The following is a 25,475-nucleotide window of genomic DNA, read 5'->3' as shown; positions in this document are numbered from 1 at the left end:
TGGCCCTCCGGCCAACAGAGCATGGAGCCTCACCGTGACCGATGACAATCGCCTTCTTGCCGGGCGATACCGCATTGGTGAGATCATCGGCCGCGGAGGGATGTCCAACGTCTATGTCGGCCGCGACGAGCGGCTCGGCCGACCGGTGGCGATCAAGCTCCTGAAGTCATCGCTCGCCGGGGATCCGATCTTCCGCACGCGGTTCCGCCAGGAAGCGCAGGCCGCCTCGCGGATGGCGCACCCGACCATCGTTCGCGTCTTCGATGCCGGGGAGGAGCGTGTCGCCGAGACGGGCGGCAGCGAAGCCATCGTGCCCTTCATCGTGATGGAGTATGTGCAGGGCATCCTGCTGAAGGATCTCATCCGGCAGGGTCCTGTCGATCCGGCAGAGGCCGTGCGAATCACCGACGGCATCCTCACCGCCCTCGAGTACTCGCACCGCGCCGGTGTCGTGCACCGCGACATCAAGCCCGGCAACATCATGCTCACCACCTCCGGCCAGGTGAAGGTGATGGACTTCGGGATCGCCCGCGCCATCTCGGACTCGTCGGCCACGGTCGCCCAGACCACCGCCATCCTCGGAACAGCGCAGTACTTCTCGCCGGAACAGGCACGCGGCGAATCGGTGGATGCCCGCACCGACCTGTACTCGACCGGCATCGTGCTGTTCGAGCTCCTCACCGGCCGTGCGCCGTTCCGGGGCGAGACCCCGGTCGCCGTCGCCTACCAGCACGTCAGCGAGGCCCCGGTGGCGCCGAGCTCGATCAACCCGAAGGTGTCTCCGGCGCTCGACCAGGTGGTCGCCCACGCACTGGCCAAAGACAAGTTCGCACGGTTCCAGAGCGCCGCCGACTTCAAGGTCGACCTGCAGATCGCCGGTGCCGGGAAGATCCCCTCGAAACGTCTTCCGAAAGAGGACTTCCAGTCCTCGCTCTTCGGCGCTCCGCCGACCCTGACGGCCGGATCCGACACGGCACTGACGCAGCTCGCCGGTGACGACGAGTACACGGTGCGCACCCAGTCCCGTCCGCCGGTCATCTGGATCTGGGCCGGCATCATCGCTGTTGCGGTGATTCTCATCTCCATCCTCTTCTGGGTGTTCGGGCTCAAAGAGGGCAACCCGATCTCCACCGTCTATCCGGTGGTTCCCGCGATGACGGGCCAGACCTACGACAGCGCGAACGCGACGCTGCAGCAGCTTGATCTCGTGACCCAGCGGTACGACGTCAACGACGCCACCGTGCCGACGGGTGAGGTGGTGCGCACCGATCCCGATGCGGGCACCGTCGTGCAACCGAAGACCCTCATCAGCGTCTATGTGTCACTCGGCCCGAAGCCGGTCTCCATGCCGAGCGTCGTGGGCACCACCGTCGCAGCGGCGACGCCGACGATCACCGCGCTCGGGATGACGGTCGGAGCCACGACGAAACAGAATTCGGCCACCATCCCCGCCGACGTCATCATCAGTACGACCCCGACGGCCGGAACACAGAGCTTCGCTGGAAACACAGTGACCTTCGTCGTGTCGAACGGGCTCGTGACCGTACCGAACGTCGTCAACATGCCCCTCGACCAGGCCACCGTCTCCCTGCAGGCGATCAGTTACCGGGTGAGCGCCGCAGCGGACGACACCTGCGCGGCCAGCGGCCAGAGCCCCGTCACGAACCAGTCCATCGCAGCGGGGGACGGCCCGCAGGCGGCCGACATCACGCTCACCTACTGCACGGGAGCTCCGCCGCCGCCGCCGCCGACGTCCACACCGACGCCATCGGCGACACCCGCGGGCTGAACTGCGGCCTGCCGTATCCCGTCGGTTCAGCCGATCCGAACCAGCGGACTGAGACCGTCGGCGGCCTCCTGTGCCGAAGCAAGACCCGCGACGCCGAGCCAGTTGGCGAGCATCCGGTATCCGCCCTCCGTGAGCACCGACTCGGGGTGGAACTGGACTCCGAAGACAGGTGCACTCAGATGCCGGAGTCCCATGATGACGCCGCCCTCAGTGCGTGATGTCACGACGAGAACGTCGGGCACCGTTCCGTCGACCACAGCAAGCGAGTGGTACCGTGTCGCCAGGAAGTTCTGGCTGACACCCTCGTAGAACGGGCTCTGGTCGTGCACGATCACCGACGTCTTGCCGTGCATCAGCTCCTCGGCGTTGGTCACCGTCGCCCCCATCGCCTCCGCGATGGCCTGGTGCCCGAGGCACACTCCGAGCAAGGGCTTGGCCGAAGCGATGGCCGCGTGCACGATGGCGATCGAGACCCCGGCGTCTGATGGCTTGCCGGGCCCGGGGGAGATCAGCACGGCGTCGTAGTTCTCCAGCGCTGCGGCAGCATCGTTTACGGTGAAGGCATCGTTCCGCACGACGGTCGTCTCAGCACCGAGCTGGTGCAGGTACCCGTTCAGCGTGTAGACGAAGCTGTCGTAGTTGTCGATGACGAGCACGTGGGTCATGGATCAACCGTAACGGGTTGGCCGGGTGTCAACAGCCCGTCGACGAGCGGGAAGACCCAGGTCGAGAGGGCGAACAGGATGATCGCCACAGCGACGACGACCATCAGGATGCGCAGCCACACGGGCCCGGGAAGCACTCTCCACAGCGAACCGTACACGGATCAGGCCCCCTTTCCGGTGAGGCCGGCGATCTCGGCGGGGGCGCCGGCGCTCCGCGGAGTGAACGAGTCGAGCACACCGTAGGCGATGATCCGCTCAGACGCGATGTACAGGGGATTGCAGCTCGTCAGCGTGATGAGCCGGTCGGTGGGTGCAGCATCCGGAACCTGGGGCACAGCGCTCAGCACGTCGACCCCCTCAGGCGTGACGTACTCGGTGTCGCGATAGCGGTAGGTGTACCACCCGTCCTGCGTCTCGACATAGATGGGGTCACCGATCTTCAACTCGTTGATCTTGATGAACGGGCTGCCCCAGCCATCGCGGTGGGCGGCGATCGCGAAGTTGCCCATGGCACCCGGCATCGCGCTCTGTTCGTAGTGCCCGGCGCCGCCGGCGTTCAACACCGCTTTGGCATCCACACCCTCAGCGATCGTTCGCTTGTAGTCCGCGCCGAACCGGGGTACGTAGAGAACAGCGAACTGTTTTGTCTCGGCGGGTGCCGCCATGACAATGGGAGCCACACCGCCCGACCCGTCTGCGGGCGGAGCACCGGTCGACGCAGCGGGGTCGGTGCTCGCAGGGGCAACAGGCCCGACGGGCGAGGCGTTCCACTGCTGGGAGAGGCCCGACGCCTCGTTCGTCTGCGTGTTGTTCAGGGCGATGCCCTGGATCCAGAGCTGCCAGCCGAGGAAGAGGAAGACGAGGACGCCAGCGGTGATGAGCAACTCACCGGCGACGCCGATCGCGCTCCGCACCACGGAGCGCGATCGGCCACGGTTGTCGCGGGGCCGCCTGTCGCTGCTCGGCCCAGACGCGGGCTGGCCTGTCGGCTCCCCCTCGGGAGCCTCCGGCTCTCTGCGGGCGCGTCGCTCTGGCTCGGGCTCGCCCGGAAGAAGTGAGAATATATCTGTCACGCCGGCCATCTTAGGAGAACTGGATCGCGGGATGCTGAATCCATGCCCAGCGTATCAAGGGTGCACATCCTGCAGGCCGCCAGTATTCCCAGCTAGAATCATCGGCATGGCCCGCGAAAAGACCCGTTCCCAGCAAGTCGTTCAGAGAACGAGTGAAGAGTCGCGCCCGAATCCGGTCTGGTTCAAGCCCGTGATGTTCGGCTTCATGCTCCTCGGCCTCACCTGGATCATCGTGTTCTACGTGAGCCAGGGCGTGCTGCCCGTTCCGGGTCTCGGCAGCTGGAACATCCTCATCGGCTTCGGGATCGCCTTCATCGGCTTCCTCATGACGACCCGCTGGCGCTGACCTGAAGTTCCCGACCGCTGGCTTCAGCGCCCGGGGCTAATTACACGGGTGTAATTATCCCCAATGTTAATAAACCTGTGGATAACTTGTCTGTTTCCACAATTCTCTACACAGATGTCTGTGCAGAACTCTGGGGTGGCACACGTCCGGCGCCAGTCCTCAGACGAGTGAGCGGACGACAGTCGCGGCGATGATCAGGGCGAGCACCGACGCTGTGAGGAGTATCTGCGCGGGTTGCCGCTGCCGCTGCCTTGTCTCTATGTAGATCAGTCCCACAAGGCCGCCCGCAATCAGGCCGCCGATATGGGCCTGCCACGAGATTCCCGGGATGATGAACCCGATGGCCAGGTTGAGCACAACCAGAACGATCAGCTGCGAGGTGTTGCCGCCGAGTTTCCGCGCGATGATGAAGAACGCAGCCATCAGACCGAAGATCGCACCCGATGCGCCGATGACCGGCTGGCCGGGGCCGTTGAGCAGGTCGACCGACAGCGCACCTCCCACCGCGGAGATCACGTACAGCGCAAGGAAACGCCAACGACCGATCATCGGCTCGAGGATCCGCCCGAAGATGTAGAGCGAATACATGTTGAAGAGAATGTGCAGGATCGTGAACGGCGAACTGATCGCGAACGGCGTGTGCACCAGCGCGTAGGTGATCATGCGCCAGGGTTCGAACCCGACCGAATAGCCGGCGCCGGGCTGCACATAGGCACCGGCGAACTGCAGGGCGCCAGTCACACCCAACCCGGGAATCGCCTGCAGGATGAAGACGAAAACCGTGACCGCCATGATGGCGTACGTCACGACAGGTGTGCTCGACGAACGACCGGCCGATCGCGCCGCCCGAACAAATGCGGGCCGCCGCTTGTACTGACCACCCTGCCGGGCCTCCCGCGCACAGTCCACGCAGTGCACCCCGACCGCCGCCTGCACGGAACACTCCGGGCAGACCGTCTTTCCACACCGCTGGCAGAGAATGTAACTCTGCCGGTCGGGATGGCGATAGCAGACGTTCGACGACGTCTCAGGAACGGATGTCACGGGAACACCATCGCGCGTCGCCGGCTGCTCGACCGCCTCACCTACGCGTCGGCGACCTCGACGCTCTCGATCACGATGGCGTCGAGGGGGCGGTCGTACGAGTCCGTGGCAACCGCTGCGAGCTTGTCGACGATACGCCGTGACGAGTCGTCGGCGACCTCACCGAAGATCGTGTGCTTGCCCTGGAGCCACGTCGTGGCGCCGACGGTGATGAAGAACTGGGAACCGTTGGTTCCCTGGCCGCCCTGGATGCCGGCATTGGCCATGGCGAGGATATAGGACTGGGTGAAGTCGAGGTCGGGGCTGATCTCGTCGTTGAAACGATAACCGGGGCCGCCGGTGCCGTTGCCGAGCGGGTCGCCGCCCTGGATCATGAAGCCCGGGATGATGCGGTGGAAGATGCTGCCGTCGTAGAGCTTGGCGTTCGTAGCGGTTCCCGTCTTCGGGTCCGTCCACTCACGGGAGCCCTGCGCGAGCTCGACGAAGTTCTTGACAGTCTGCGGAGCGTGGTTGCCGAAGAGGTTGACGGTGATGTCGCCGAGATTCGTGTGGAGAGTCGCGACGTGGGTGTGCTTGGCCATGCCTCAATTCTCACACATGGGCTGCCGCACACAGTCAAGGGTCAGCGTAAAGTCGGAGGATAGTCAGGTCTCGATGTGTGGCCGCGCTTCATTGCGTGGCAAGATTGTCCCGACCGCGTTCAGCCGATGGAGGTTTCTGATGAGTCTCACCCGTAAACGCCAGAAGGCGCTCAAGAATCTGCGTTCGAGTGCAGACAAGCTCTGGAGTGACCAGCAGGAGATCCTGGATCGTGCCAACCACGTTGCACGCGAGGCGAAGCTCCAGCTCGGTGAGTACACGAAGGAAGAGGTCGTTCCCCGCGTCCGCACCGCGACGAAGAGCGCATCCGACTCGATCGCCCAGTCGACGGCTCACAGCCTTGCTTCCGTGAGGGTCGCAGGCGACCAGGCCAAGAAGAAGTTCAACTCCGATGTGCTTCCCGCTATCGGCGGCGGTCTGGCCTCGGCTGCCGGGGCCGTCGGCCTCAGCGACAACAAGACCGTCAAGGGCGCCATCGCCAAGGTCAGCCCCAAGGCTGCGAAGAAGTCGTCGCACGCCGGCACCTATGTCGCCCTGGTCACGGGTGCGGTCGCCCTGGTGGGCATCGGCTACGCCGTCTGGCAGACGTTCCGTGCCGACGACGAGCTGTGGATCTCCGAAGACGAGATCGACACCCCCACAGCCTGACCCCCGCAAGACCTGGGAGAAGCCCGGCGCCCTATGGGGTCGCCGGGCTTTTTCATTGATCGTCTGTGGCTGGACGAAAATGGCGAAGCGAAAAGCGTGGCGCCCGCGCGCGGCGCGCTTTTCGCCGCGTTCGCCGGGCAGGGACCGGCGAAGCCAGGAATAGGCATCGCAGCTCCACGTAAAAAGACCGGCCGAAGCCGGTCTTTTTACGTGGAGCCTAGGAGAATCGAACTCCTGACCTCCTGCTTGCAAAGCAGGCGCTCTACCAATTGAGCTAAGGCCCCAGTTCCGCCGCAGGACGCGATTGCACGGCAATCGCTCTGTCCAGCCAACACGGGTGGGGGTACCGGGATTTGAACCTGGGACCTCTTCATTATCAGTGAAGCGCTCTAACCAACTGAGCTATACCCCCGTCTGGGCTGTCGCACCCCCCGGATCTCTCCAAGAAACGCAACTTTACGATCTTACCCAAAACCTACTTGTTTGTGAAACCGAGCATCACTCCGCCGGTGATCTTCACCGTCAGGTTGTAGAGAACGGCGGCGATTGCGCCGAGCGCGGTGATCACGATCACGTCGAGAATCGCCACGATGATCGCGAATCCCATCACCTGGCCGAGGGATGCGAACTCATTGATGTTGAAGTTGCTGCCCGTTCCGGCGATCTCCGTGAGCACCTTGTTCACGGAGTCGAAGACTCCGGTCTGGTTCAGCAGCGACCAGATGAGGAACGTCGCGACGACGGTGACGATGCCGAGGATGATCGACCAGAGGAACGACAGCTTCAGGATCGACCAGAAGTCGACGTACACCAGGCGCAGACGCACCTGCTTGGCTTGGGCGGGACGTGATGACTTCTTGGCGAGCTTCTCGGCCACATTACTCATGGGTCTAGCTTTCCTCTCCAGCATCCGCCGCTTCGTCGAGAGGCTCGACCGGCGCTTCCGCGTCGGCGATCTCTTCCAGAACAACGGTGCGTTCGGTGTTCTTGGCCAACGCGATGATCCGATCGTCTTCAGCGAATCTCGCGAAGACAACACCCATGGTGTCTCGGCCCTTGGCCGGGACTTCAGCCACGGAGGAGCGTACCACCTTGCCGCTGGCAAGAACCACCAAGACCTCGTCCTCCTCGTCGACGATCAAGGAGCCGGCGAGGTCTCCCCGGGCCTCCTGCAGTTTCGCCACCTTGATGCCGAGACCACCTCTGCCCTGAAGCCGGTACTGGTCGACCGAGGTGCGCTTCGCGAACCCGCCCTCGGTCACCACGAACACGAACCCGTTGTCGGACACGACCGAGGCATCGAGCAGGTAGTCGTCGTTACGGAACTTCATGCCGATGACGCCCGCGGTCGATCGTCCCATCGGCCGGAGGGCCTCGTTCGACGCGGTGAACCGGATGCTCATGCCCTTCTTCGACACGAGGAGCACATCACTCGTCTCCTCCACCAGGAGGGCCGAGACGAGCTCGTCGCCTTCACGGAGGTTGATCGCGATGATGCCACCGGAACGGTTCGTGTCGTACTCGCTGAGCGCCGTCTTCTTGAGCAGCCCGTCGCGCGTGGCGAGAGTCAGGTACGTGGCTGTCTTGTAGTCCCGGATGTCGAGGATCTGGGCGATCTTCTCATCGGGTGCCAGCGCGAGCAGGTTTGCGACGTGCTGTCCCTTCGCGTCCCGCCCGGCCTCCTGCAACTCGTAGGCCTTTGCGCGGTAGACCCGCCCCGTGTTGGTGAAGAACAGAAGCCAGTGGTGGGTCGTGGTGACGAAGAAGTGGTCGACGACGTCATCCGCCCGCAGCTGCGCTCCCTTGACGCCCTTGCCGCCGCGGTGCTGGCTGCGATAGTTGTCACTCCGGGTGCGCTTGATGTAACCGCCCCGGGTGACGGTGACGACCATCTCCTCTTCGGGGATCAGGTCTTCCATGTTCATGTCGCCGTCGAAACCGAACATGATCTCGGTGCGCCGGTCGTCACCGAACTTCGCCGCGATCTCGCTCACTTCGGAGATGATGATCTCGCGCTGGCGCTCCGGGCTGCCGAGAATGACATGGAAACCATCGATCTCGACTTGCAGTTCGGATGCCTCGTCGACGATCTTCTGTCGTTCGAGAGCCGCCAGGCGACGCAGCTGCATCGCCAGGATCGCGTCGGCCTGGAGTTCATCGACATCGAGGAGGTCCATCAGACCGGTTCGTGCGTCATCGACGGTCGATGAGCGCCGGATGAGCGCGATCACTTCGTCGAGGGCATCCAGAGCCTTCAGGTACCCACGCAGAATGTGCATGCGCTCTTCGGCGCGGCGCAGCCGGAACTGGGTGCGCCTGACGATGACATCGATCTGGTGGGCGACCCACTCGGTGATGAAGCCGTCGACCGGCAACGTGCGCGGGATTCCATCGACGATGGCGAGCATGTTGGCGCCGAAGTTCTCCTGCAGCGAGGTGTGCTTGTAGAGGTTGTTCAGCACGACCTTCGCGACCGCGTCGCGCTTCAGCACGATGACGAGGCGTTGGCCGGTGCGACCGGAGGTCTCGTCACGGATGTCGGCGATGCCGCCGATCTTGCCGTCCTTGACCAGTTCCGCGATCTTGATCGCGAGATTGTCGGGGTTGACCTGGTAGGGGAGTTCGGTGACCACGAGGCAAGTGCGGCCCTGCAGTTCCTCAACACTGACGACGGCCCGCATCGTGATCGACCCGCGGCCGGTGCGATAGGCGTCGTGGATGCCCTTGACACCGAGGATCTGCGCGCCGGTCGGGAAGTCGGGCCCCTTGATGCGCTGGATCAGTGCATCCTGCAACTCTTCGCGCGTGGCATCGGGGTTCTCGAGGTACCAGACGGCGCCGGAGACCACCTCGCGGAGGTTGTGCGGCGGGATGTTCGTGGCCATTCCCACCGCGATGCCGACGGATCCGTTGACCAGCAGGTTCGGGAACCGGCTCGGCAGCACGACGGGCTCGAGCGTGCGGCCATCGTAGTTGTCCTGGAAGTCGACCGTCTCCTCTTGGATGTCGCGCACCATCTCGAGCGCGAGCGGAGCCATCTTCGTCTCGGTGTACCGGGGGGCAGCAGCGCCATCGTTGCCGGCCGAACCGAAGTTGCCCTGGCCGAGGGCCAGCGGATAGCGGAGACTCCACGGCTGGATGAGACGCACCAGAGCGTCGTAGATCGATGTGTCACCGTGCGGATGGAACTGTCCCATCACTTCGCCGACGACGCGAGCCGACTTCGAGAAGGCCCGATCGGGCCGGTAACCGCCGTCGTACATCGCGTAGATCACACGGCGGTGAACGGGCTTCAGGCCGTCGCGCACGTCGGGAAGCGCGCGCCCGACGATGACGCTCATCGCGTAGTCGAGGTACGAGCGCTGCATCTCGAGCTGGAGGTCGACCTGCTCGATACGGTCGGTCGTCATGCCGCGCGAATCGGGGGCGATCGAGTCGGCGGGCACGCCGGGGTCGACCGGAGGATTTTCGTCAGTCATAGTTCTCTTCGATCAGTTGGAGGGCGCCCGCTTGCAGGGCGCCCTGGGAGTATCAGATGTCGAGGAAACGAACGTCTTTGGCGTTCTTCTGGATGAAGTTGCGCCTCGACTCGACGTCTTCGCCCATCAGCGTCGAGAAGATCTCGTCTGCTGCAGCCGCATCGTCGAGGGTGATCTGTCGGAGCGTGCGAGTCTCGGGATCCATCGTGGTGTCCCAGAGCTCGCGGTAGTCCATCTCGCCCAGACCCTTGTAGCGCTGGATGGCGTTCTCCTTCGGAATGCGCTTCCCGGAGGCCTGGCCATGGGCGAGCAGCGCATCCCGCTCCGCATCCGAGTAGACGTACTCGTGCGGCGCGTTCGACCACTTCAGGCGGTAGAGCGGAGGCATTGCGAGGTAGACATAGCCGAGTTCGATGAGCGGGCGCATATAACGGAACACGAGCGTGAGCAGCAGGGTGGTGATGTGCTGCCCATCGACATCGGCGTCTGCCATGAGCACGATCTTGTGGTATCTGGCCTTGTCGGGATTGAAGTCCTCGCCGATGCCCGCGCCGAAGGCGGTGATCATCGCCTGGACCTCGTTGTTTCCGAGGGCCCGATCAAGTCGCGCCTTCTCGACGTTCAGGATCTTGCCGCGAAGGGGCAGGATCGCCTGCGTCTCAGGGTTGCGACCCTGGATCGCGGAACCGCCGGCGGAGTCACCCTCGACGATGAAGATCTCGCTCTTGACGGGGTCACGGCTCGAGCAGTCCTTCAGCTTGCCGGGCATGCCGCCACCCTCGAGCAGGCCTTTCCGACGAGTCTGCTCGCGCGCTTTACGAGCAGCCATTCGTGCCTGCGAAGCCTGGATGGCCTTGCGGATGATCTCGCGGGCCTCTGTCGGCTTGCGGTCGAACCAGTCGGCGAGCTCCTTGCCGGCGACACGCTGCACGAACGCCTTCGCTTCGGTGTTGCCGAGCTTGGTCTTCGTCTGGCCCTCGAACTGCGGTTCTGCGAGCTTGATGGAGACGACGGCAGTGAGACCCTCGCGAACGTCGTCGCCCGTCAGGTTCTCGTCCTTCTCCTTCAGGATCTGCTTCTCGCGGGCGTACCTGTTGACAAGGGAGGTGAGCGCAGCGCGGAACCCCTCTTCGTGCGTGCCGCCCTCGTGCGTGTTGATGGTGTTCGCGTAGGTGTGCACGCTCTCGGTGTACCCGTTGGTCCACTGCATCGCCACTTCGAGCGAGATCTTGCGGTCGGTGTCCTCGCTCTCGAACGAGATGACCTCATCGTGTACGAGTTCGCTCTTCTTCGAGCGATTGAGGTACTCGACATAGTCGACGAGACCCTTCTCATAGAGGTAGCTGACGACGACGTCTTCTTCCCCGCGCTCGTCTGTGAGGGTGAGACGGAGTCCCTTGTTCAGGAACGCCATCTGCTGGAAGCGTGCCCGGAGGGTCTCGTAGTCGAATTCGACCGTCTCGAAGGTCTCGCGGCTCGGCCAGAATGTGACCGTCGTCCCGGTCTCGGCCGAGGCCTCACCCTGTTCGAGTGGAGCCTCGGGAACTCCGTGCTTGTAACTCTGCCGAAAGACGTGGCCCTGGCGGCGCACCTCGACATCGAGTTCTGCGGAGAGGGCGTTCACGACGGAGATTCCCACACCGTGGAGGCCACCGGACACGGAGTACCCACCGCCACCGAACTTGCCGCCCGCGTGCAGGATGGTCAGCACCACTTCGACGGTCGACTTGTTCTCATGCTTGTTCAGATCGACCGGGATGCCACGGCCGTTGTCGACGACACGGATGCCGCCATCCTTTCGCATGGTGATGCCAATGGTGTCGCAGTACCCGGCGAGTGCCTCGTCGACCGAATTGTCGACGACCTCGTAGACCAGGTGGTGGAGCCCCCGCGGACCAGTGGAACCGATGTACATGCCGGGGCGTTTGCGAACCGCTTCGAGGCCTTCGAGGATCTGGATGGCGTCGGCGCCATATTCATCTTCGGAGTCGGCTTGGTCAAGTGGGGATGTCATGGATATAAGGGCTCCAAAGCAGATTGGCAGACCCTTCATTCTAACAAAACAATGCTTCGACAGGCGGCTTTGAAGGCCTTCTGGCGGCTTTATTTCTGCCCGGTGACCTGTTTTGCCTTGCTACCCGTAGGTATCGCGTGGACCCCGCCCTGGAATTGATCTGGAGCCTCTTTTCCAGGACGGGGCGTCAGGGGCCAAAAACCGAACTGACTCAATCCCGGCCTCGGGGAACTGTTGGGCGATGCGTGTCAGGATCATCGTGCGCATCAATCGCAACTGAGTTGCCCAGGCGGTGGAATCGCATTGCACGCTCAGAACCTGGTCTGTGATTCCTACCGGATGACTGTGTTCAGCTGTTTCGTCGCCGGCGATCTCCTTCCACGCGAGCATGAGGTCGGACTTCGCCAGTGACCCGGACCAACCCAGCTCGTTGGTGAGGGAATCCATCACCGAACTGATCCCCCTGGGATCTCTCCCCAGACCATACGGAACGGTCTCGCCTGCGGGCTGCCGGCGTTGCCGTAGTCGCGTCCTGCTCATCAGCCGCGAATCGCCGAAGACCTTCTTGAACCGCAGATAGACGGCCTGCGATTCGTTCTCGGGAAGCGCCGCCGCCTCGTCGACGGGATCCGCATCAGGCACCGACGGCCTCCGTCACGATCGTTCCCGCCGAGATGTGCACGGTGTGCGCGGTGAGCCCGTCGGGAACATCGCCGAACACCGCGGCGGTGATGAGAACCTGTTCGTAGTCGGCAACCGCAGCTGCCAGCCGGGAACGCCGCGCCTTGTCGAGTTCGGCGAAGACATCGTCGAGGATGACGACGGGATCCCCCGTCGCCGAGTCCGTGCGGAGGAGATCTGCCGAGGCCAGTTTGAGGGCGAGTGCGAACGACCAGGATTCGCCGTGGCTTGCGTATCCCTTTGCGGGGAGCCCATTGAGCTCGAAGAGGAGATCGTCTCGATGCGGACCGCAGAGCGTGATTCCGCGGTCGAGCTCCTGTCGGCGGAGCCCGGCAAGGGCGGCGCGGAACTGCACCTCGACCTCGGACCGTCGAAACGGCGAGCCGAAGCGTTCCGCCGAAACACCGGTCTGGTCGTCGAGTTCGTCGTCCGAGCCACCAGACGAAGCGGACGACGGCGACAGGATACTGAGCCGGCTGGTGATCCTCGGTGAGTGATCGGCCCCCGCCACAGCGAGATAGGCCTTCTCGACAAAGGGTCGCAATTGCGTGACCAGCGCATCGCGCTCGGCAATGAGTTCGGATCCGAGAACCACGAGCCGGTCATCCCAGATCTCCAGTGTCGAGAGCTGATTGGTCTTGACACCGGAATTGCGGGCAGACTTCAACAGGGTGTTCCGCTGGCGGAGCACCCTGTCGTAGTCGGTGGCGACACCCGCCAGTCGGGGACTGCGTGCGAACAACAACTGGTCGATGAAGCGCCGGCGGCCTGAAGGATCGCCCCGCACGAGTGCCAGGTCTTCGGGAGCGAAAAGCACGCTCGAGAAGAAACGGGGGATCTCGCGGAGCTTTGTCACCGACCGGTTGACCTGGGCGCGGTTCGCCTCCGAGCGGTTGATCTGCACCTCGACCAGGATCTCCCGGTTCTGGTGCTCGAGCCGGGCCCGGATGATCGCGGCCTGCTGTCCCATCCTGACCAGGGCCTGATCGCCTGACACGCGATGCGAACCGAGCGTACTCAGATATCCGAGCGCCTCGACGAGATTCGTCTTTCCCTGCCCGTTGCTCCCCACGAAGAGATTCGGGCCGGCATCCAGCTCGACGTCGGCGACAGAGTAGTTGCGAAAGTCGGTGAGGCTGAGATGTCGAACGAGCACGAGAAACTTCTCACAGGAGGGGATGCGTCACGCTGTGTCGCGTGGCGCTCTCACCTTCTGTCAGTCGGCCTTCTTGACAGCGTGGCCGCCGAACTGGTTGCGGAGCGCTGCCACAGCCTTCATCGACGGCGAGTCCTCCTGGCGGGAGACGAATCGCGCGAAGATCGACGCGCTGATCGTCGGAACGGGCACCGCGTTGGCGAGCGCTTCCTCGATGGTCCAGCGACCCTCACCCGAATCGTCGACGTACCCCTCGATGTCCTCGAATTCAGGATCCTGTTCGAGAGCCAGAACCAGGAGCTCGAGGAGCCAGGAGCGCACCACGGTGCCGCGCTGCCAGGCCTTGAACGTTCCGGTGACATCCTTGATGATGTCCTTCTTGGTGTCGAGCAACTCGTAGCCCTCGGCATACGCCTGCATCAGCGCGTACTCGATGCCGTTGTGCACCATCTTGGCGTAGTGGCCCGCTCCGACCTCGCCCGCGTGGACGAACCCCTCGTCGCGCGGGCCCTCGGGACGGAGCGCATCGAAGATCGGCATGGCGCGGTCGACGTCGTCCTTCTTACCGCCGACCATGAGCCCGTATCCGTTCTTGAGACCCCAGATGCCTCCGGAGACACCGGCATCCATGAAGGAGATCCCCTTGGGTGCGAGGAGTTCTGCATGCTTGAAGTCTTCGGTGAACCGTGAATTGCCACCGTCGATGACGAGGTCACCCGCTTCGAGCACACCGGCGAGGTCGTTGATGACGGAATCCGTGATGGCGCCCGAGGGAACCATGACCCAGACGATGCGGGGTGCCGGCAGGGCTGCTGCCAGAGCTGCGAGATCCGCCACGTCGCTCACGGCCGGATTGTTGTCGTAACCGACCACGTCGATGTCGGCTGCGCGCAGACGCTCGCGCATGTTGTTGCCCATTTTACCCAGGCCGATGAGTCCGAGATTCACGATGTCTCCTCTGTGGCTGCAGCGCAGATCAAGCTCTAGCGCAGAAGCAGGTTCGGTTGAAGCAGGTACTTGTAGTCATCCGAACCCGGCTGATCCTTCGAGGACTGGCTCGTGATCAGAACAGGACCCGGCTTGTTGGGGTTGTCGGTCTTGGTGAAGGAGATCCGGACGTACTCGGAATGCACCGCTCCGAGACCGTCGAGCAGGAACTGGGGTTTCAGCGAGACGACGGTGTCTGTGCCGGTGAGCAGGGCGTCGATCGATTCGGAGGCCTGGGCCTGTTCAGAACCGATCGCCTCGAGAGTGACCCCATCGATGGTGAAGGTGAACCGAAGCGCGGCTTCACGCTCGAGCACGAGCGAGACACGCCTGGTCGCCTCGATGAGGTCGGCTGTGTTGATGACCGCATAGTTCTCGACGGATTCGGGGAAGAGCCGCTTGACCGGCGGGAAGTTCCCCTTGATCAGAAGTGAGGTCACCGTCTTGCGGTCGGCTCTGAACGCGATGAGTTCGCGATCGTCGGTGTTCGTGATGGCCACCGAGATCGTGCCGCTGTTGCCGAACGTCTTGCCGATCTCCTGGAGTGTCTTGGCCGGCACGAGTGCAGTCGCGGTCTCGATGTCCGACGTTCCCGAATCCCAGTCGATGTTGCGGACCGCGACTCGGTATCGGTCGGTCGCCACCAGCGAGAGGCTGTTGTTCGAGATCTCGAGTTGTACCCCGGTGATGACGGGGGTCACGTCGTCACGGGATGCGGCGACCGCCACCTGGGCGATCGCCGCGGAGAAGTCGTCGGACTTCAACAGGCCGGACTGTTCGCCGACGACGGGGAGGCTCGGATATTCCTCGACCGGCATGTTCAGCAGCGTGAACTTCGCCGAGCCCGCAGTGACGATGATGTGGGTGTCCTCGGTGTAGAAGCGCACCGGAGCATTGGGAAGCCTGTTCGCGATGTCGGAGAGCAGTCTTCCCGAAACCAGGACCCGGCCGGGCTCTTCGACGTCGGCCGTGATCTGCGTCTGCGAAGACACCTCGTAGTCGAAGGATGAGAGGGTCAGCCCGTCACCGCTGGCTTCGATCAGCACACCACTCAGGATCGGCAGGGTGGTTCGTTGCGGCAGCAGCTTGACGGCGAAGGATACGGCTTCGCTGAAAACGTCTCTGTTGGCTTGGAACTTCACTCTTCACCTCAGTGGTCACGTGTCTCGGTCGGGTCAATGCTAGCCCGTAGCGGGAGGGAGCGTGTGCGCCGAACCTCGCTGAAGTGCTGCCCGTAAAAGTTGTTGGCCGGATTGATTAATGGATTAAGAATTAATGTTCTTAACCGACGTGGATATGTGGAGAACCGGTGTGGATCACTGTATTCGTATGGGAACTACAACCGTGTGAGATGTAGAAACTCTGCGGAGAACTCTTGTCATTCAGATGATGTGGACGACAGGACGGCCGACCCGATCCCACAACTTCCCACAGACAGTGAACAATTCCGGGGCAGTTATACACAGGGTTGTGCACAACATGTGGAAACAGCCTTTTCAGATGCCTTTGTAGCGCTGATTGTGCTTGATCCTGCTGCTGATCTCTGTCACCTGGTTGTAGATCGAACGCTTCTCTGTCATGAGCTTGCCGATCTTGTTGTTCGCGTACATGACCGTGGTGTGGTCACGCCCTCCGAACAGCTGGCCGATCTTCGGCAGGGACAGGCTTGTCAGTTCGCGGCAGAGATACATAGCGATCTGTCGGGCTGTGGCGATGGCCTGGGAGCGCGAGGAACCGTAGAGGTCATCCACCGACAGCTTGAAGTACTCCGCGGTGTGTCCGATGATGTCGACCGGCGCGATGACGTTGTCGTCGTCGAGGGTGATGAGGTCCTTCAAGACGGTCTGCACCAGGGCGAGATCGACAGGGTTCCGCGTGAGACTGGCGTAGGCGGTGACACGGATGAGCGTGCCCTCCAGCTCGCGCACATTGGAGGAGACCTTGGAGGCCATGTATTCGAGGATCTCGTCGGGGACCTGGAGCCTTTCGCTCTGGGCCTTCTTTCGAAGGATCGCGATACGCGTCTCGAGGTCGGGAGTCTGCACGTCGGTGATGAGACCCCACTCGAACCGTGTTCGCATCCGGTCCTCGAAACCGGTGAGGTGCTTCGGTGGCAGGTCGCTTGTGATGACCACCTGTTTGTTGTGATCGTGCAGCGTATTGAAGGTGTGGAAGAACGCTTCCTGGGTCTCCGCTTTGCCCTGCAGGAATTGGATGTCGTCGATCAGCAGTAGATCGATGTCCCGGTAGCGCGAATGGAAGGCGGCACCCCGGTTGTTGGCGATCGAGTTGATGAAGTCGTTCGTGAACTCCTCAGAGCTGACGTAGCGAACCCGCACACCGGGATAGAGGCTCATCGCGTAGTGACCGATGGCGTGCAGCAGATGTGTCTTGCCGAGCCCCGAATCGCCGTAGATGAAGAGGGGGTTGTACGCCTTGGCCGGTGCTTCGGCGACGGCGACGGCTGCCGCGTGGGCGAACCTGTTGGATCCCCCGATCACGAAGTTGTCGAAACTGTACTTCGGGTTGAGGCGGGTGTCGTTGTTGCGAAGAGGACCGACTGTCTCCTGCACCGGTGTCGTCTCGACATAACCGGCCGGGGGTGTCGGGACGATCTCGCTGACCTCTGCCTGCTGGAGGTAGTCGTTGCCGCTGATGTCGGGGTTGACGACCACCGCGAAGTTGCTCACGCCATAGGATTCGTCGAGGCGGCCCAGGGCTGACAGCAGCGGAACCCGGATGCGCTGTTCGAGCATCCCACGGGTCAGATCGTTCGGCACTTCGAGGTAGAAGGATCCCGCCATGATGCCCTTGGGTACGACGAGCCCCAGGAAGCCGTGCAGTTGGGGCGTTATTCTCTCGTCATTCGACAGAGCAGTGAGAACGGTGCGCCAGTTGGCTTCCGGTGAACCGGGATCGTCGGCCATGGAACTCCTGTCGAGAGGGGTGAGTGGATCCGAGCGGATGCCGGGAAGACCACATGGAATGCGTGACTGCTTCCCCAAGACCACTGTCACAAACCTAAGGATCTAAGCTAGTGACTGCCGGGAGCCAGATCAAGTCGATTGTGACCCACGCCGCGTGTCTTCGCGAGCCTCTGGTAATCGACTGTGGATAATTGGGCGTTTGGCCGGTTTGAGTTTGACCATTGGCACCTCAAGCCGTAGTTTTAATCAGTTGACTTGTGTGCAGAAGCACACCCTTACGAAGCTTCCCGGCGCAAATGGCTGGGCCACGGAGAAAACATCATGAGCAAAAGAACCTTCCAGCCGAACAACCGTCGTCGCGCCAAGGTGCACGGTTTCCGCCTGCGCATGCGTACCCGCGCCGGTCGCGCGATCCTCTCGGCACGTCGTCGCAAGGGCCGCACCGAGCTCTCGGCGTAACTCCTCGCGCGAATACCCTTCGAGACGATTTCGCTCCAGGTGCTGGCCAAGACCGCTCGGGTGACGACAGCAGACGAATATCGTGCTGCCGTACGTCGGGGCGCCAGATTCTCGGGGCCGAACACGGTGACCTACATTCGCCGTGACGGTGGATCGCCGGCTCGTTTCGGTTTCATCGTCTCGAAGGCTGTCGGTGTGGCTGTGACACGCAACCGTGTGCGGCGCCGATTGAAAGCTGTCTGCTATTCCCTTCAGTCGACCGTCGAACCGGGCATCGAGATCGTGATCCGGGCGCTTCCGGGTGCCGCGACATCCAGCTTCGCGTCCCTCGAACGCGAAGTGATCCGCTCGTTCACCAAGGCTAAGGTGATTTCGTGAGCTCTCTGGTTGCAACACAGAGTGTTTCGCTGGTGTCAGTGATCCGGATGATCGCCTTCGGCCTCTACCTCCTCCCCCGGAATGCGGCGGTGTTGCTCCTGAGGGGCTATCGCGCTGTGATCTCGCCGCTGTACGGCGACGTCTGCCGGTACTACCCCTCATGTTCGTCGTATACCCTGCAAGCAATCCAACAGCGGGGACTAGTTCTCGGCACGGCGCTCGGTGTCTATCGCCTGGTGCGTTGCCACCCGTGGGCTGCCGGCGGAATCGACGACGTTCCCCCGGCTCGCAGACAATCCTTCCGTGTCACCAGATTCGGTTTCGTCGTAGCCAGTAGCCACGGAAAGGGCTAACCCGAAGCATGGACATCCCCGGTTTCATCAGCACCATCCTCTGGCCCATCAAGTGGGTCGTCGAGGGGCTGCTCGTTCTCTTCCACACCGTGCTCGCCGGGCTGGGGATGGATCCGGCAGAGGGCCTCACCTGGGTTCTGTCGATCGTGGGAATGGTGCTGGTCATCCGTGCCGCGCTGATCCCGATCTTCGTGCGCCAGATCAAGAGCCAGCGCAAGATGCTCGAGGTCGCGCCACAGCTGAAGAAGATCCAGGACAAGTACAAGGGCAAGAAGGACCAGTTCTCCCGGGAGGCAATGTCCCGGGAGACGATGGAGCTGTACAAGAAGACGGGTACCAACCCTCTGAGCTCCTGTCTTCCTCTCCTTCTGCAGATGCCGATCTTCTTCTCCCTGTTCTCCGTGCTGAACGATGCCCAGAAGGGCACGGCGGGCGTGTTCTGGCTGAACTCGGATCTCGCGCTGCAATTCGGCAACGCGAAGTTGTTCGGTGTCGCACCGCTTCATGAGAGCTTCCAGCAGGCGACCGCCACGGGCCATGTCGCCGTCATGATCATCGCCGTCATCATGGTCATTTTGATGACGGGTTCGCAGTTCATCACGCAGCTGCAGATCATGTCGCGGAACCAGTCCCCCGAGGCCAAGAACAGCCCGATGTTCAAGCAGCAGCGGATCCTGCTGTACATCCTCCCCCTGGTGTTCGCGTTCTCCGGTTTCAGCTTCCCGCTCGGTGTCATGTTCTACTGGCTCACCTCGAACTTCTGGACCATGGGCCAGCAGTTCCTCGTCATCCGCAACATGCCGACACCCGGCAGTGAGGCGGCTAAGGCGCGTGAGGCCCGGTTGGCGAAGAAGGGTAAGTTGAACATCGCCACGGCGGCAGACGGCAGCGTGAACCACGTCGTTCTGGAGGCGGCGAAGCCGACCCAGCGCCAGCAGCCCGTGGGCAAGACCAGAGCGAAGAAGCAGGGTGAGAAGAAGTGAACAACGACGTGACGGAGATCAACGCCGCCGACATCGAGGTCGAGACGGGCAGTGCTGCCCTTCGCGATGATTCCCTCGATGCGGGGATTCTGGCAGAGCACGTGTATGTGCCGGATGAGCCGGATGCGCCAGTCCAGGATGCGCCAGTCCAGGACGGGTCTGTTCAGGATGGTCCAGTTCAGGGTCTTGGTTCCCAAGCTCTCGAAGACGAGGGTGACATCGCGGCCGACTATATCGAGGAACTTCTCGACATCTGCGACCTCGACGGTGACATCGACATCGATGCCCGTGGCGGCCGTGCGTATGTCTCTGTGAACTCCTCCGAGGACAGCAACCTGCGGCTCCTGTCGCAGCCCGATACGGTGCAGGCTCTGCAGGAGTTGACGCGGCTTGCTGTGCAGACGAAGACGGGTGGCTTCTCGCGTCTCATCCTTGATGTCGGAGGAAGTCGTCAGATCCGGGAAGCCGAGCTGGCGAGCCTGGTGACGGCAGCTGTCGACCGCATCGAGGTCGGAGGTGAGGTGTCCGTCGCGCTGGAGCCGATGTCGTCGTACGAGCGCAAGGTCGTTCACGACATCGTGGCCGAGCGTGGATTCGTCTCCAATTCCGAAGGCGAAGGCCGAGACCGACACACGGTGATTACGAAGGCCTGACTTGGATTTACCAATCCAAGTGTTTCACGTGAAACAGCCGTACTGTTCAACTGTTCTGATTGAAGGACGCCGGCCTGAAGAGAGAGTTGACGACGGTGCCTGAGTTGCCTGAAAGTCTGGAATCAGAGCCGGATGTAGCGGCTGTGCTGTTCGGAGAGTCGTTAAAGACCGCTCAACAATTCACTGCGAATCTCGCCATTCACGGCGAGGAGTATGGCCTCATAGGCCCCTTGGAACTCCCGCGGCTGTGGAGTCGTCATATTGTCAACAGCGTTCTCGTAGCACCACTGCTTCGGCCTGGCAGGGTGGGTGACATCGGTAGCGGGGCGGGGCTACCGGGGCTGGTCTTGGCTATCGCCCGGCCCGACGTTGAGTTCTTTCTGATCGAGCCCATGGAACGCCGAGTGAAGTGGCTCGACGAGCAGGCGTCTGAACTCGGCCTCACCAATGTCACTGTCTTGCGCGGCCGTGCCGAAGATGTGGGCTTCACGGGGGGCCTCGACCAACTCACGGCTCGAGCAGTGAGCGCATTCTCCAAACTGATTCCGATGTGTGCTCCTCTCGTTCGCCCTGATGGAGAGCTGGTACTCATGAAGGGTGCTGGTGCTGCGGCAGAAGTCGAAGCGGCTTCCAAGCAGATCAAGCGTTTCAAGCTGGCCGACGTCGAGGTGCGCGAGCTCGGGGTCGGGTTGGTCGAGGACATCACCCGGGTGATTACCGCCACAGTTCGATAGGTCTGGCGCTGCGATGCGCGAGGTATCGCGGTGCACAGACGTGAAGTCGCCCAGACACGCCGGTCGAGTATTCATTGGACGTTGAACCGGGTAGCTTGGGTGGGGATGTTTCACGTGAAACACCGTCAGTCACTTGGCAACCCCGATCTGACGGACGCCATGTTTCACGTGAAACATGACTATGGAATGACACCGCCCCACAGAAAGACCAGATGACAAGCGAACCGATCGGCTACGACGCTTCGACGCCCCTTGCGAGGGAGATTGCCGACCTGTCACGGCGGCGTAAAGCAGCTGCGGTTGCTGAGTATCCCCTCCCCCACGAGACCCGGGTACTCACGATCGCCAATCAGAAGGGTGGCGTGGGCAAGACCACGACAACGGTCAATCTTGCTGCCGCGATGGCCAAGGCCGGCGCCAAGGTCCTCGTGGTGGATCTGGACCCACAGGGCAATGCGTCCACAGCCGTCGGCGCCGATCATCGGGCGGAGATCCCCAGCGTCTACGACGTGCTGATCCACGACAGTCCGCTGGAGGACGTCGTTCAGCAGAGTGCAGAGTTCCCTTCTCTCTACTGTGTACCCGCCACCATCCACCTTGCCGGGGCCGAGATCGAGCTGGTGCCGATGGTGGCCCGTGAACTCCGCTTGCGAGAGAGCCTCGAAGGCTACCTGTCACGAGCGGCAGCGGACGGAAGCCCGTACCAATACGTCTTCATCGACTGTCCCCCGTCTCTCGGCCTGCTGACGATCAACGCGTTCGTGGCAGCCCGCGAAGTTCTCATTCCCATCCAGTGCGAGTACTACGCCCTGGAAGGGCTCAGCCAGCTGCTTTCGAACATCGCTCTCATCGAGAAACACCTCAACCCGCACCTCGGTGTCTCCACGATCCTCCTGACGATGTACGACGGTCGTACCCGTCTCGCAACGCAGGTCGCGGAAGATGTGCGGAATCATTTTCCCGCGGAGACCCTCGCAGCGATCATCCCCCGCACGGTTCGGATATCCGAGGCCCCCAGTTACGGCCAGACGGTCATCAGTTACGATCCGCAGTCGACAGGTGCACTCTCGTACCTCGAAGCAGCATCAGAAATAGCACGAAGAGGAGCAAGAAGAAATGGCTAACCCCAAGCGCACAGGTCTCGGTCGGGGAATCGGATCCCTGATTCCCACCCTCGACGAGACCCGCTCGGTGAGCCCCGTCGACGTCTTCTTCGCCGAACGCAGCGAGACGGAGCCGGAGTTGGTCTCCGTGCCAGGCGCTCGCTTGGCCAATCTGGCCCCGAAAAGCATCGTTCCGAACGCGAAACAGCCCCGAATCGAGTTCGACGCGGACGATCTGGCCGAATTGGTTGCCTCCATTCGCGAAGTCGGCGTTCTGCAGCCGATCGTGGTGCGTGAGCTGACAAAGGTCGGTGCCGCCGATCAGCAGTACGAACTCGTCATGGGGGAGCGTCGTCTGCGCGCAAGCCGGGAACTGGGCCTCGAAACGATCCCTGCGGTCATCAAGGAGACCGCGGACGAGAACATGCTGCGCGACGCACTCCTGGAGAACCTGCACCGGTCGCAGCTCAACCCATTGGAAGAGGCGTCGGCCTACCAGCAGCTGCTGGCCGACTTCGACATCACCCAGGACCAGCTGGCGACCCGGATCGGGCGATCGCGGCCTCAGATCACCAACACGATCCGGCTTCTGAAGCTTCCCACCAGCGTGCAGCGGCGGGTAGCGGCCGGCGTACTGAGCGCCGGACACGCTCGCGCCATCCTTTCGGTGGTCGACGCGGAAGAGATGAGCAGGCTCGCGGACAAGATCGTCAACGAGGATCTGTCCGTGCGTGCTGCAGAGGCTGTTGCATCCCGAGCACCCCGGGCCAAACGCGTGCGCCCCACGGCTGGGCGCCGTAACGATCACCTCGACGAGATCGCCGAACGACTCGGCGACCGCCTGAACACGCGGGTCAAGGTGAGCCTCGGCGCCACCAGAGGCCAGATCGTCATCGATTTTGCAACGATCCAGGACCTCAACCGCATCCTGGCGGAGATGGGGGAGCCGACCTTCGGGTCGGCCGGCCCTCGCTTTGAGTAGAAGGCCCCGGTCCGAGTAACGCGGTCGAGTATCGCAGTCAGCGTCGACTGACCGGTCACGTGACCCGGCGGTTCGCCTCAGCGGGCGTCGCGAATCGCGACCTCGCCGAGTGCCTCGTAGACCGCCCCAAGGTCCAGACCAGCAGCGAGGATGGCCTGGGGCACCAGCGAGGTCTCGGTGAGGCCGGGCATCACGTTGGCCTCGAGGAACCGGGGTGTGCCCGAGGAGTCGATGATCAGGTCGATGCGGGAGAGGTGCCGAAGACCCAGCGTCTGGTGGATGGCCAGTGCCGCCTCAGACGCGGCGGCTGCGACGCTCGCGTCCAGCCGCGCAGGAGTGAAGAACTGTGTCTCCCCCGCGCTGTAGCGTGCCTCGAAGGAATAAACCCCTGATCGGGGCACTATTTCGACCGCAGGAAGAGAAAAAGGACCCTCGCCGGTGTCGATGACTCCGACAGAGACTTCTGTGCCCAGGACCTTCTTCTCGATCAAGCCGATGTCGCCATACGTGTAGGCGTCGACGACTGCTCTGGGCAGATCCGACGCCTCTGCGACGACGGTGACCCCCTGGGCTGACCCGCCCATGGCGGGTTTGACGACGAGGGGCGTGCCCAGATGCTTCAACACGCCGTCGAGCACCTGGGTGGCGCCGAGCTCGCGGAAGGTCTCGCGCGGAAGTGTGATCGACCCCGGGGTCTGGAATCCGGCCCGGGAGACCAACACCTTTGCGGTGGGCTTGTGCCAGGCCAGCTGTGCGGCCGCGGCCTCCGAACCGACATAGGCGATCCCCTGGGCGTCGAGTAGAGCCCGGAGGGACCCATCCTCACCGCTCGCTCCGTGAAGCGCCGGCCAGACGAGGTCGGGGGCAGAGGATTCCAGAAAAGCGAGCAGGGACGAATCGGGCTCGCGCATGGTGACTCGATGCCCGCGCGCCAGAAGCGAATCCGCAACACGCCTTCCCGACCTCAGGGAGACATCGCGCTCATGGGAGATACCGCCGGCCAGTACGACGACGGTTCGAGTTGCTCTGGTGTCGGTCATTGTCAGTCCATGTCTGGTGGTGGGGCAGAGAACGATTGGGCGGATCGGACGGTGGCGAGCGGGCCGGTGGCGTGGAAGGTCTCCAGCAGGTCGATCTCGCCATTGATGACGGTGGTCAGACGTCGGATACCGAGCTTGATCTGGTCGGGTGTCGGGTAGCAGTAGGAGAGCCGGATCTTGTTGCGTCCGCCTCCGTCGGCATAGAAGGCGGTTCCCGGGGTGTAGGCGACGAGTTCCTTCACCGCACGTGGGAGCATCTGCTTGGCGTCGAGGTAGTCGGGCAGAGTCAACCAGACGTAGAAACCGCCGTTGGGCTTGGTCCAGCTGAGTTCGGGGAGGTATTCGGTGAGGGCCGCGAGCATAGTGTTCTTGCGCTCCTCGTAGACACCCCGGAAGGTGTTGATCTGACCCTTCCAATCGGCCGTCTCGAGGTACTCGGAGATGACCAGCTGGCTGAAGGAGCTGGGACAGAGGATCGCGGATTCTGCGGCCAGAACGAGCTTCTCCCGAATTGCATGCGGTGCAATTGCCCATCCGATACGAAATCCGGGCGCCAGAGTCTTCGAGAACGATCCGAGATAGATGACGCCTTCGTCTTCTGTACTCCGCAGCGCCTGGGGCGGGGGCCCGTCGAAGTAGAGCAGACCGTAGGGATTGTCCTCGAGCACGAGGATCCCCTCGGACCGACAGATCTGCAGTACTTCCTCACGCCGTTCGGCGGAGAGCGTCACCCCGGCCGGGTTGTGGAAGTTCGGAATCGTGTACAGGAACTTGATGGTGCGCCCGGAGGACTTGACGCGCACGATCGCCTCCCGCAGAGCATCCGGAATCAGACCGTCGTCGTCCATGAGCACGTGCTCGACGTCGGCCTGGTAGGAGCGGAACACCCCGATCGCACCCACATAACTCGGCGCCTCGGCCAGGATGACGTCACCCGGGTTGATGAAGAGCTTGGTGATGAGATCGAGGGCCTGTTGCGATCCGGTGGTCACGACCACGTCATCGACGCTGCCCCGGATGCCCTCCAGAGCCATCACTTCGAGAATGTGTTCGCGGAGCCTCGGCACACCCTGGCCCGAACCGTACTGCAGCGCGACAGGACCGTGGTCGACCATCACACGGTTCATGGCATCGATCACCAGATCCTGGGGAAGCGCCGACACGTACGGCATTCCACCGGCCAGGGAGACGACCTCGGGCCGGGAGGCCACAGCGAACAGGGCCCGCACCTCGGACACCGACAGGCCGGCTGCCCGCTCGGCGTAGTTGTTGTACCAGGGATCGAGGTTGGTTCCCGATGACGACGGGGTGTTTTGGCTGCTCACGTGCACTTCCATCAAGAGGCGAAATTCCATGCTATCGAAAAAGAAAAAGGGTCCGG

At 62.7% G+C, this 25,475-nt stretch carries 26 protein-coding genes and 2 tRNA genes; 11 read left to right on the top strand and 17 right to left on the bottom strand.

Features of this window, described 5'->3' with window-relative positions; all coding sequences use genetic code 11:
• Nucleotides 1-34 precede the first annotated feature (34 nt).
• Nucleotides 35-1,789, top strand: a complete 1,755-nt coding sequence (gene pknB, locus B7R21_RS00445) for a Stk1 family PASTA domain-containing Ser/Thr kinase (RefSeq protein WP_116281281.1) — start codon at nt 35-37, stop codon at nt 1,787-1,789.
• Nucleotides 1,790-1,815: 26 nt separating this feature from the next.
• Here the strand turns inward: pknB and B7R21_RS00440 are convergent, their stop codons facing one another.
• Genes B7R21_RS00440 through B7R21_RS00435 form a run of 3 tightly spaced genes read right to left on the bottom strand, consistent with a single transcriptional unit; the run spans nt 1,816 to nt 3,527 of the window.
• The gene (locus tag B7R21_RS00440; RefSeq protein ID WP_116281280.1) at nt 1,816-2,454 is read right to left on the bottom strand and encodes an anthranilate synthase component II; all 639 of its coding nucleotides are present in this window, start codon (nt 2,452-2,454) and stop codon (nt 1,816-1,818) included.
• A complete protein-coding gene (locus tag B7R21_RS19905) occupies nt 2,451-2,612 on the bottom strand; it encodes a hypothetical protein (protein ID WP_172591992.1) in 162 nt (53 codons plus the stop codon). The genes B7R21_RS00440 and B7R21_RS19905 overlap by 4 nt, the downstream gene beginning before the upstream one ends.
• 3 nt (nt 2,613-2,615) lie before the next feature.
• Nucleotides 2,616-3,527 (bottom strand): class E sortase, encoded by a 912-nt coding sequence (locus B7R21_RS00435; RefSeq protein ID WP_253259554.1) that lies wholly within the window; start codon nt 3,525-3,527, stop codon nt 2,616-2,618.
• Nucleotides 3,528-3,633: 106 nt separating this feature from the next.
• On the opposite strand from B7R21_RS00435, the gene B7R21_RS00430 reads away from it, so the two are divergent.
• The gene (locus B7R21_RS00430) at nt 3,634-3,873 is read left to right on the top strand and encodes a cell division protein CrgA (protein WP_116281278.1); all 240 of its coding nucleotides are present in this window, start codon (nt 3,634-3,636) and stop codon (nt 3,871-3,873) included.
• A 159-nt stretch (nt 3,874-4,032) separates the two neighbouring features.
• Here the strand turns inward: B7R21_RS00430 and B7R21_RS00425 are convergent, their stop codons facing one another.
• Complete coding sequence (locus B7R21_RS00425) at nt 4,033-4,917, bottom strand: rhomboid family intramembrane serine protease (protein ID WP_116281277.1); 885 nt, start codon at nt 4,915-4,917, stop codon at nt 4,033-4,035.
• A gap of 41 nt (nt 4,918-4,958) precedes the next feature.
• The gene (locus B7R21_RS00420) at nt 4,959-5,498 is read right to left on the bottom strand and encodes a peptidylprolyl isomerase (RefSeq protein WP_116281276.1); all 540 of its coding nucleotides are present in this window, start codon (nt 5,496-5,498) and stop codon (nt 4,959-4,961) included.
• Between the two features lie 139 nt (nt 5,499-5,637).
• Between B7R21_RS00420 and B7R21_RS00415 the strand changes: the two genes are divergently transcribed.
• Nucleotides 5,638-6,165 (top strand): hypothetical protein, encoded by a 528-nt coding sequence (locus B7R21_RS00415; protein WP_116281275.1) that lies wholly within the window; start codon nt 5,638-5,640, stop codon nt 6,163-6,165.
• Between the two features lie 211 nt (nt 6,166-6,376).
• Here B7R21_RS00415 and B7R21_RS00410 read toward each other — a convergent pair.
• The 10 genes from B7R21_RS00410 to dnaA form a co-directional block, all read right to left on the bottom strand.
• Nucleotides 6,377-6,449, bottom strand: a tRNA-Ala gene (locus tag B7R21_RS00410).
• 54 nt (nt 6,450-6,503) lie between these two features.
• Nucleotides 6,504-6,577, bottom strand: a tRNA-Ile gene (locus B7R21_RS00405).
• Nucleotides 6,578-6,640: 63 nt separating this feature from the next.
• The gene (locus B7R21_RS00400) at nt 6,641-7,051 is read right to left on the bottom strand and encodes a DUF3566 domain-containing protein (protein WP_116281274.1); all 411 of its coding nucleotides are present in this window, start codon (nt 7,049-7,051) and stop codon (nt 6,641-6,643) included.
• Nucleotides 7,052-7,055: 4 nt separating this feature from the next.
• Nucleotides 7,056-9,644, bottom strand: a complete 2,589-nt coding sequence (gyrA, locus tag B7R21_RS00395) for a DNA gyrase subunit A (protein WP_172591991.1) — start codon at nt 9,642-9,644, stop codon at nt 7,056-7,058.
• 52 nt (nt 9,645-9,696) lie between these two features.
• Complete coding sequence (gene gyrB / locus B7R21_RS00390) at nt 9,697-11,658, bottom strand: DNA topoisomerase (ATP-hydrolyzing) subunit B (protein WP_116281273.1); 1,962 nt, start codon at nt 11,656-11,658, stop codon at nt 9,697-9,699.
• A gap of 120 nt (nt 11,659-11,778) precedes the next feature.
• Nucleotides 11,779-12,300 carry a DUF721 domain-containing protein gene (locus B7R21_RS00385; protein WP_253259553.1) on the bottom strand — a complete coding sequence of 174 codons (522 nt, stop codon included), beginning with the start codon at nt 12,298-12,300 and terminating at the stop codon, nt 11,779-11,781.
• Nucleotides 12,293-13,495 carry a DNA replication/repair protein RecF gene (gene recF, locus B7R21_RS00380; RefSeq protein ID WP_116281272.1) on the bottom strand — a complete coding sequence of 401 codons (1,203 nt, stop codon included), beginning with the start codon at nt 13,493-13,495 and terminating at the stop codon, nt 12,293-12,295. The genes B7R21_RS00385 and recF overlap by 8 nt, the downstream gene beginning before the upstream one ends.
• A gap of 60 nt (nt 13,496-13,555) precedes the next feature.
• Nucleotides 13,556-14,443, bottom strand: coding sequence for a phosphogluconate dehydrogenase (NAD(+)-dependent, decarboxylating) (gene gnd / locus B7R21_RS00375; protein WP_116281271.1), 888 nt, complete (start codon nt 14,441-14,443; stop codon nt 13,556-13,558).
• Nucleotides 14,444-14,478: 35 nt separating this feature from the next.
• Nucleotides 14,479-15,624, bottom strand: a complete 1,146-nt coding sequence (gene dnaN / locus B7R21_RS00370; RefSeq protein ID WP_116281270.1) for a DNA polymerase III subunit beta — start codon at nt 15,622-15,624, stop codon at nt 14,479-14,481.
• Nucleotides 15,625-15,978: 354 nt separating this feature from the next.
• A complete protein-coding gene (dnaA, locus tag B7R21_RS00365; protein WP_116281269.1) occupies nt 15,979-17,409 on the bottom strand; it encodes a chromosomal replication initiator protein DnaA in 1,431 nt (476 codons plus the stop codon).
• Between the two features lie 321 nt (nt 17,410-17,730).
• On the opposite strand from dnaA, the gene rpmH reads away from it, so the two are divergent.
• From rpmH to B7R21_RS00325, 8 genes are all read left to right on the top strand, one after another.
• Complete coding sequence (gene rpmH / locus B7R21_RS00360) at nt 17,731-17,868, top strand: 50S ribosomal protein L34 (protein WP_022895130.1); 138 nt, start codon at nt 17,731-17,733, stop codon at nt 17,866-17,868.
• 39 nt (nt 17,869-17,907) lie between these two features.
• A complete protein-coding gene (rnpA, locus tag B7R21_RS00355) occupies nt 17,908-18,246 on the top strand; it encodes a ribonuclease P protein component (protein WP_116281268.1) in 339 nt (112 codons plus the stop codon).
• Nucleotides 18,247-18,293: 47 nt separating this feature from the next.
• Nucleotides 18,294-18,599, top strand: a complete 306-nt coding sequence (gene yidD, locus B7R21_RS00350; RefSeq protein ID WP_116281398.1) for a membrane protein insertion efficiency factor YidD — start codon at nt 18,294-18,296, stop codon at nt 18,597-18,599.
• Nucleotides 18,600-18,607: 8 nt separating this feature from the next.
• Nucleotides 18,608-19,582, top strand: a complete 975-nt coding sequence (yidC, locus tag B7R21_RS00345) for a membrane protein insertase YidC (RefSeq protein WP_116281267.1) — start codon at nt 18,608-18,610, stop codon at nt 19,580-19,582.
• Nucleotides 19,583-19,668: 86 nt separating this feature from the next.
• On the top strand, nt 19,669-20,235 hold the full coding sequence (locus B7R21_RS00340) for a protein jag (protein ID WP_437184167.1): 567 nt from the start codon (nt 19,669-19,671) through the stop codon (nt 20,233-20,235).
• A 104-nt stretch (nt 20,236-20,339) separates the two neighbouring features.
• Nucleotides 20,340-20,969, top strand: a complete 630-nt coding sequence (rsmG, locus tag B7R21_RS00335) for a 16S rRNA (guanine(527)-N(7))-methyltransferase RsmG (protein WP_116281396.1) — start codon at nt 20,340-20,342, stop codon at nt 20,967-20,969.
• A gap of 212 nt (nt 20,970-21,181) precedes the next feature.
• A complete protein-coding gene (locus B7R21_RS00330; protein ID WP_116281266.1) occupies nt 21,182-22,093 on the top strand; it encodes a ParA family protein in 912 nt (303 codons plus the stop codon).
• Nucleotides 22,086-23,054, top strand: a complete 969-nt coding sequence (locus B7R21_RS00325; protein ID WP_116281265.1) for a ParB/RepB/Spo0J family partition protein — start codon at nt 22,086-22,088, stop codon at nt 23,052-23,054. The genes B7R21_RS00330 and B7R21_RS00325 overlap by 8 nt, the downstream gene beginning before the upstream one ends.
• 77 nt (nt 23,055-23,131) lie before the next feature.
• Here the strand turns inward: B7R21_RS00325 and B7R21_RS00320 are convergent, their stop codons facing one another.
• Together B7R21_RS00320 and B7R21_RS00315 are read right to left on the bottom strand one after the other, a co-directional pair.
• A complete protein-coding gene (locus B7R21_RS00320) occupies nt 23,132-24,094 on the bottom strand; it encodes a D-alanine--D-alanine ligase family protein (protein WP_116281264.1) in 963 nt (320 codons plus the stop codon).
• Between the two features lie 2 nt (nt 24,095-24,096).
• Entirely contained in the window at nt 24,097-25,431 is a 1,335-nt protein-coding gene (locus tag B7R21_RS00315) for a PLP-dependent aminotransferase family protein (RefSeq protein WP_116281263.1), read from the bottom strand.
• Between the last annotated feature and the right edge of the window lie 44 nt (nt 25,432-25,475).

The sequence above is a fragment of the Subtercola boreus genome (assembly GCF_003399625.1).
GTDB lineage: Bacteria > Actinomycetota > Actinomycetes > Actinomycetales > Microbacteriaceae > Subtercola > Subtercola boreus_C.
The sequence above is the reverse complement of the archived record's forward strand: the minus strand, read 5'-3'. Positions and strand labels throughout refer to the sequence as shown.

What these genes read in the sequence shown, in the direction of transcription:
- dnaA (WP_116281269.1), bottom strand. Translation starts at nt 17,409, where the DNA reads ATGGCCGACGATCCCGGTTCACCGGAAGCCAACTGGCGCACCGTTCTC.
- gyrA (WP_172591991.1), bottom strand. Translation starts at nt 9,644, where the DNA reads ATGACTGACGAAAATCCTCCGGTCGACCCCGGCGTGCCCGCCGACTCG.
- B7R21_RS00420 (WP_116281276.1), bottom strand. Translation starts at nt 5,498, where the DNA reads ATGGCCAAGCACACCCACGTCGCGACTCTCCACACGAATCTCGGCGAC.
- B7R21_RS00400 (WP_116281274.1), bottom strand. Translation starts at nt 7,051, where the DNA reads ATGAGTAATGTGGCCGAGAAGCTCGCCAAGAAGTCATCACGTCCCGCC.
- B7R21_RS00440 (WP_116281280.1), bottom strand. Translation starts at nt 2,454, where the DNA reads ATGACCCACGTGCTCGTCATCGACAACTACGACAGCTTCGTCTACACG.
- B7R21_RS00315 (WP_116281263.1), bottom strand. Translation starts at nt 25,431, where the DNA reads ATGGAAGTGCACGTGAGCAGCCAAAACACCCCGTCGTCATCGGGAACC.
- B7R21_RS00430 (WP_116281278.1), top strand. Translation starts at nt 3,634, where the DNA reads ATGGCCCGCGAAAAGACCCGTTCCCAGCAAGTCGTTCAGAGAACGAGT.
- B7R21_RS00320 (WP_116281264.1), bottom strand. Translation starts at nt 24,094, where the DNA reads ATGACCGACACCAGAGCAACTCGAACCGTCGTCGTACTGGCCGGCGGT.
- B7R21_RS00330 (WP_116281266.1), top strand. Translation starts at nt 21,182, where the DNA reads ATGACAAGCGAACCGATCGGCTACGACGCTTCGACGCCCCTTGCGAGG.
- gyrB (WP_116281273.1), bottom strand. Translation starts at nt 11,658, where the DNA reads ATGACATCCCCACTTGACCAAGCCGACTCCGAAGATGAATATGGCGCC.
- yidD (WP_116281398.1), top strand. Translation starts at nt 18,294, where the DNA reads ATGATCGCCTTCGGCCTCTACCTCCTCCCCCGGAATGCGGCGGTGTTG.
- B7R21_RS00415 (WP_116281275.1), top strand. Translation starts at nt 5,638, where the DNA reads ATGAGTCTCACCCGTAAACGCCAGAAGGCGCTCAAGAATCTGCGTTCG.
- B7R21_RS00325 (WP_116281265.1), top strand. Translation starts at nt 22,086, where the DNA reads ATGGCTAACCCCAAGCGCACAGGTCTCGGTCGGGGAATCGGATCCCTG.
- yidC (WP_116281267.1), top strand. Translation starts at nt 18,608, where the DNA reads ATGGACATCCCCGGTTTCATCAGCACCATCCTCTGGCCCATCAAGTGG.
- rpmH (WP_022895130.1), top strand. Translation starts at nt 17,731, where the DNA reads ATGAGCAAAAGAACCTTCCAGCCGAACAACCGTCGTCGCGCCAAGGTG.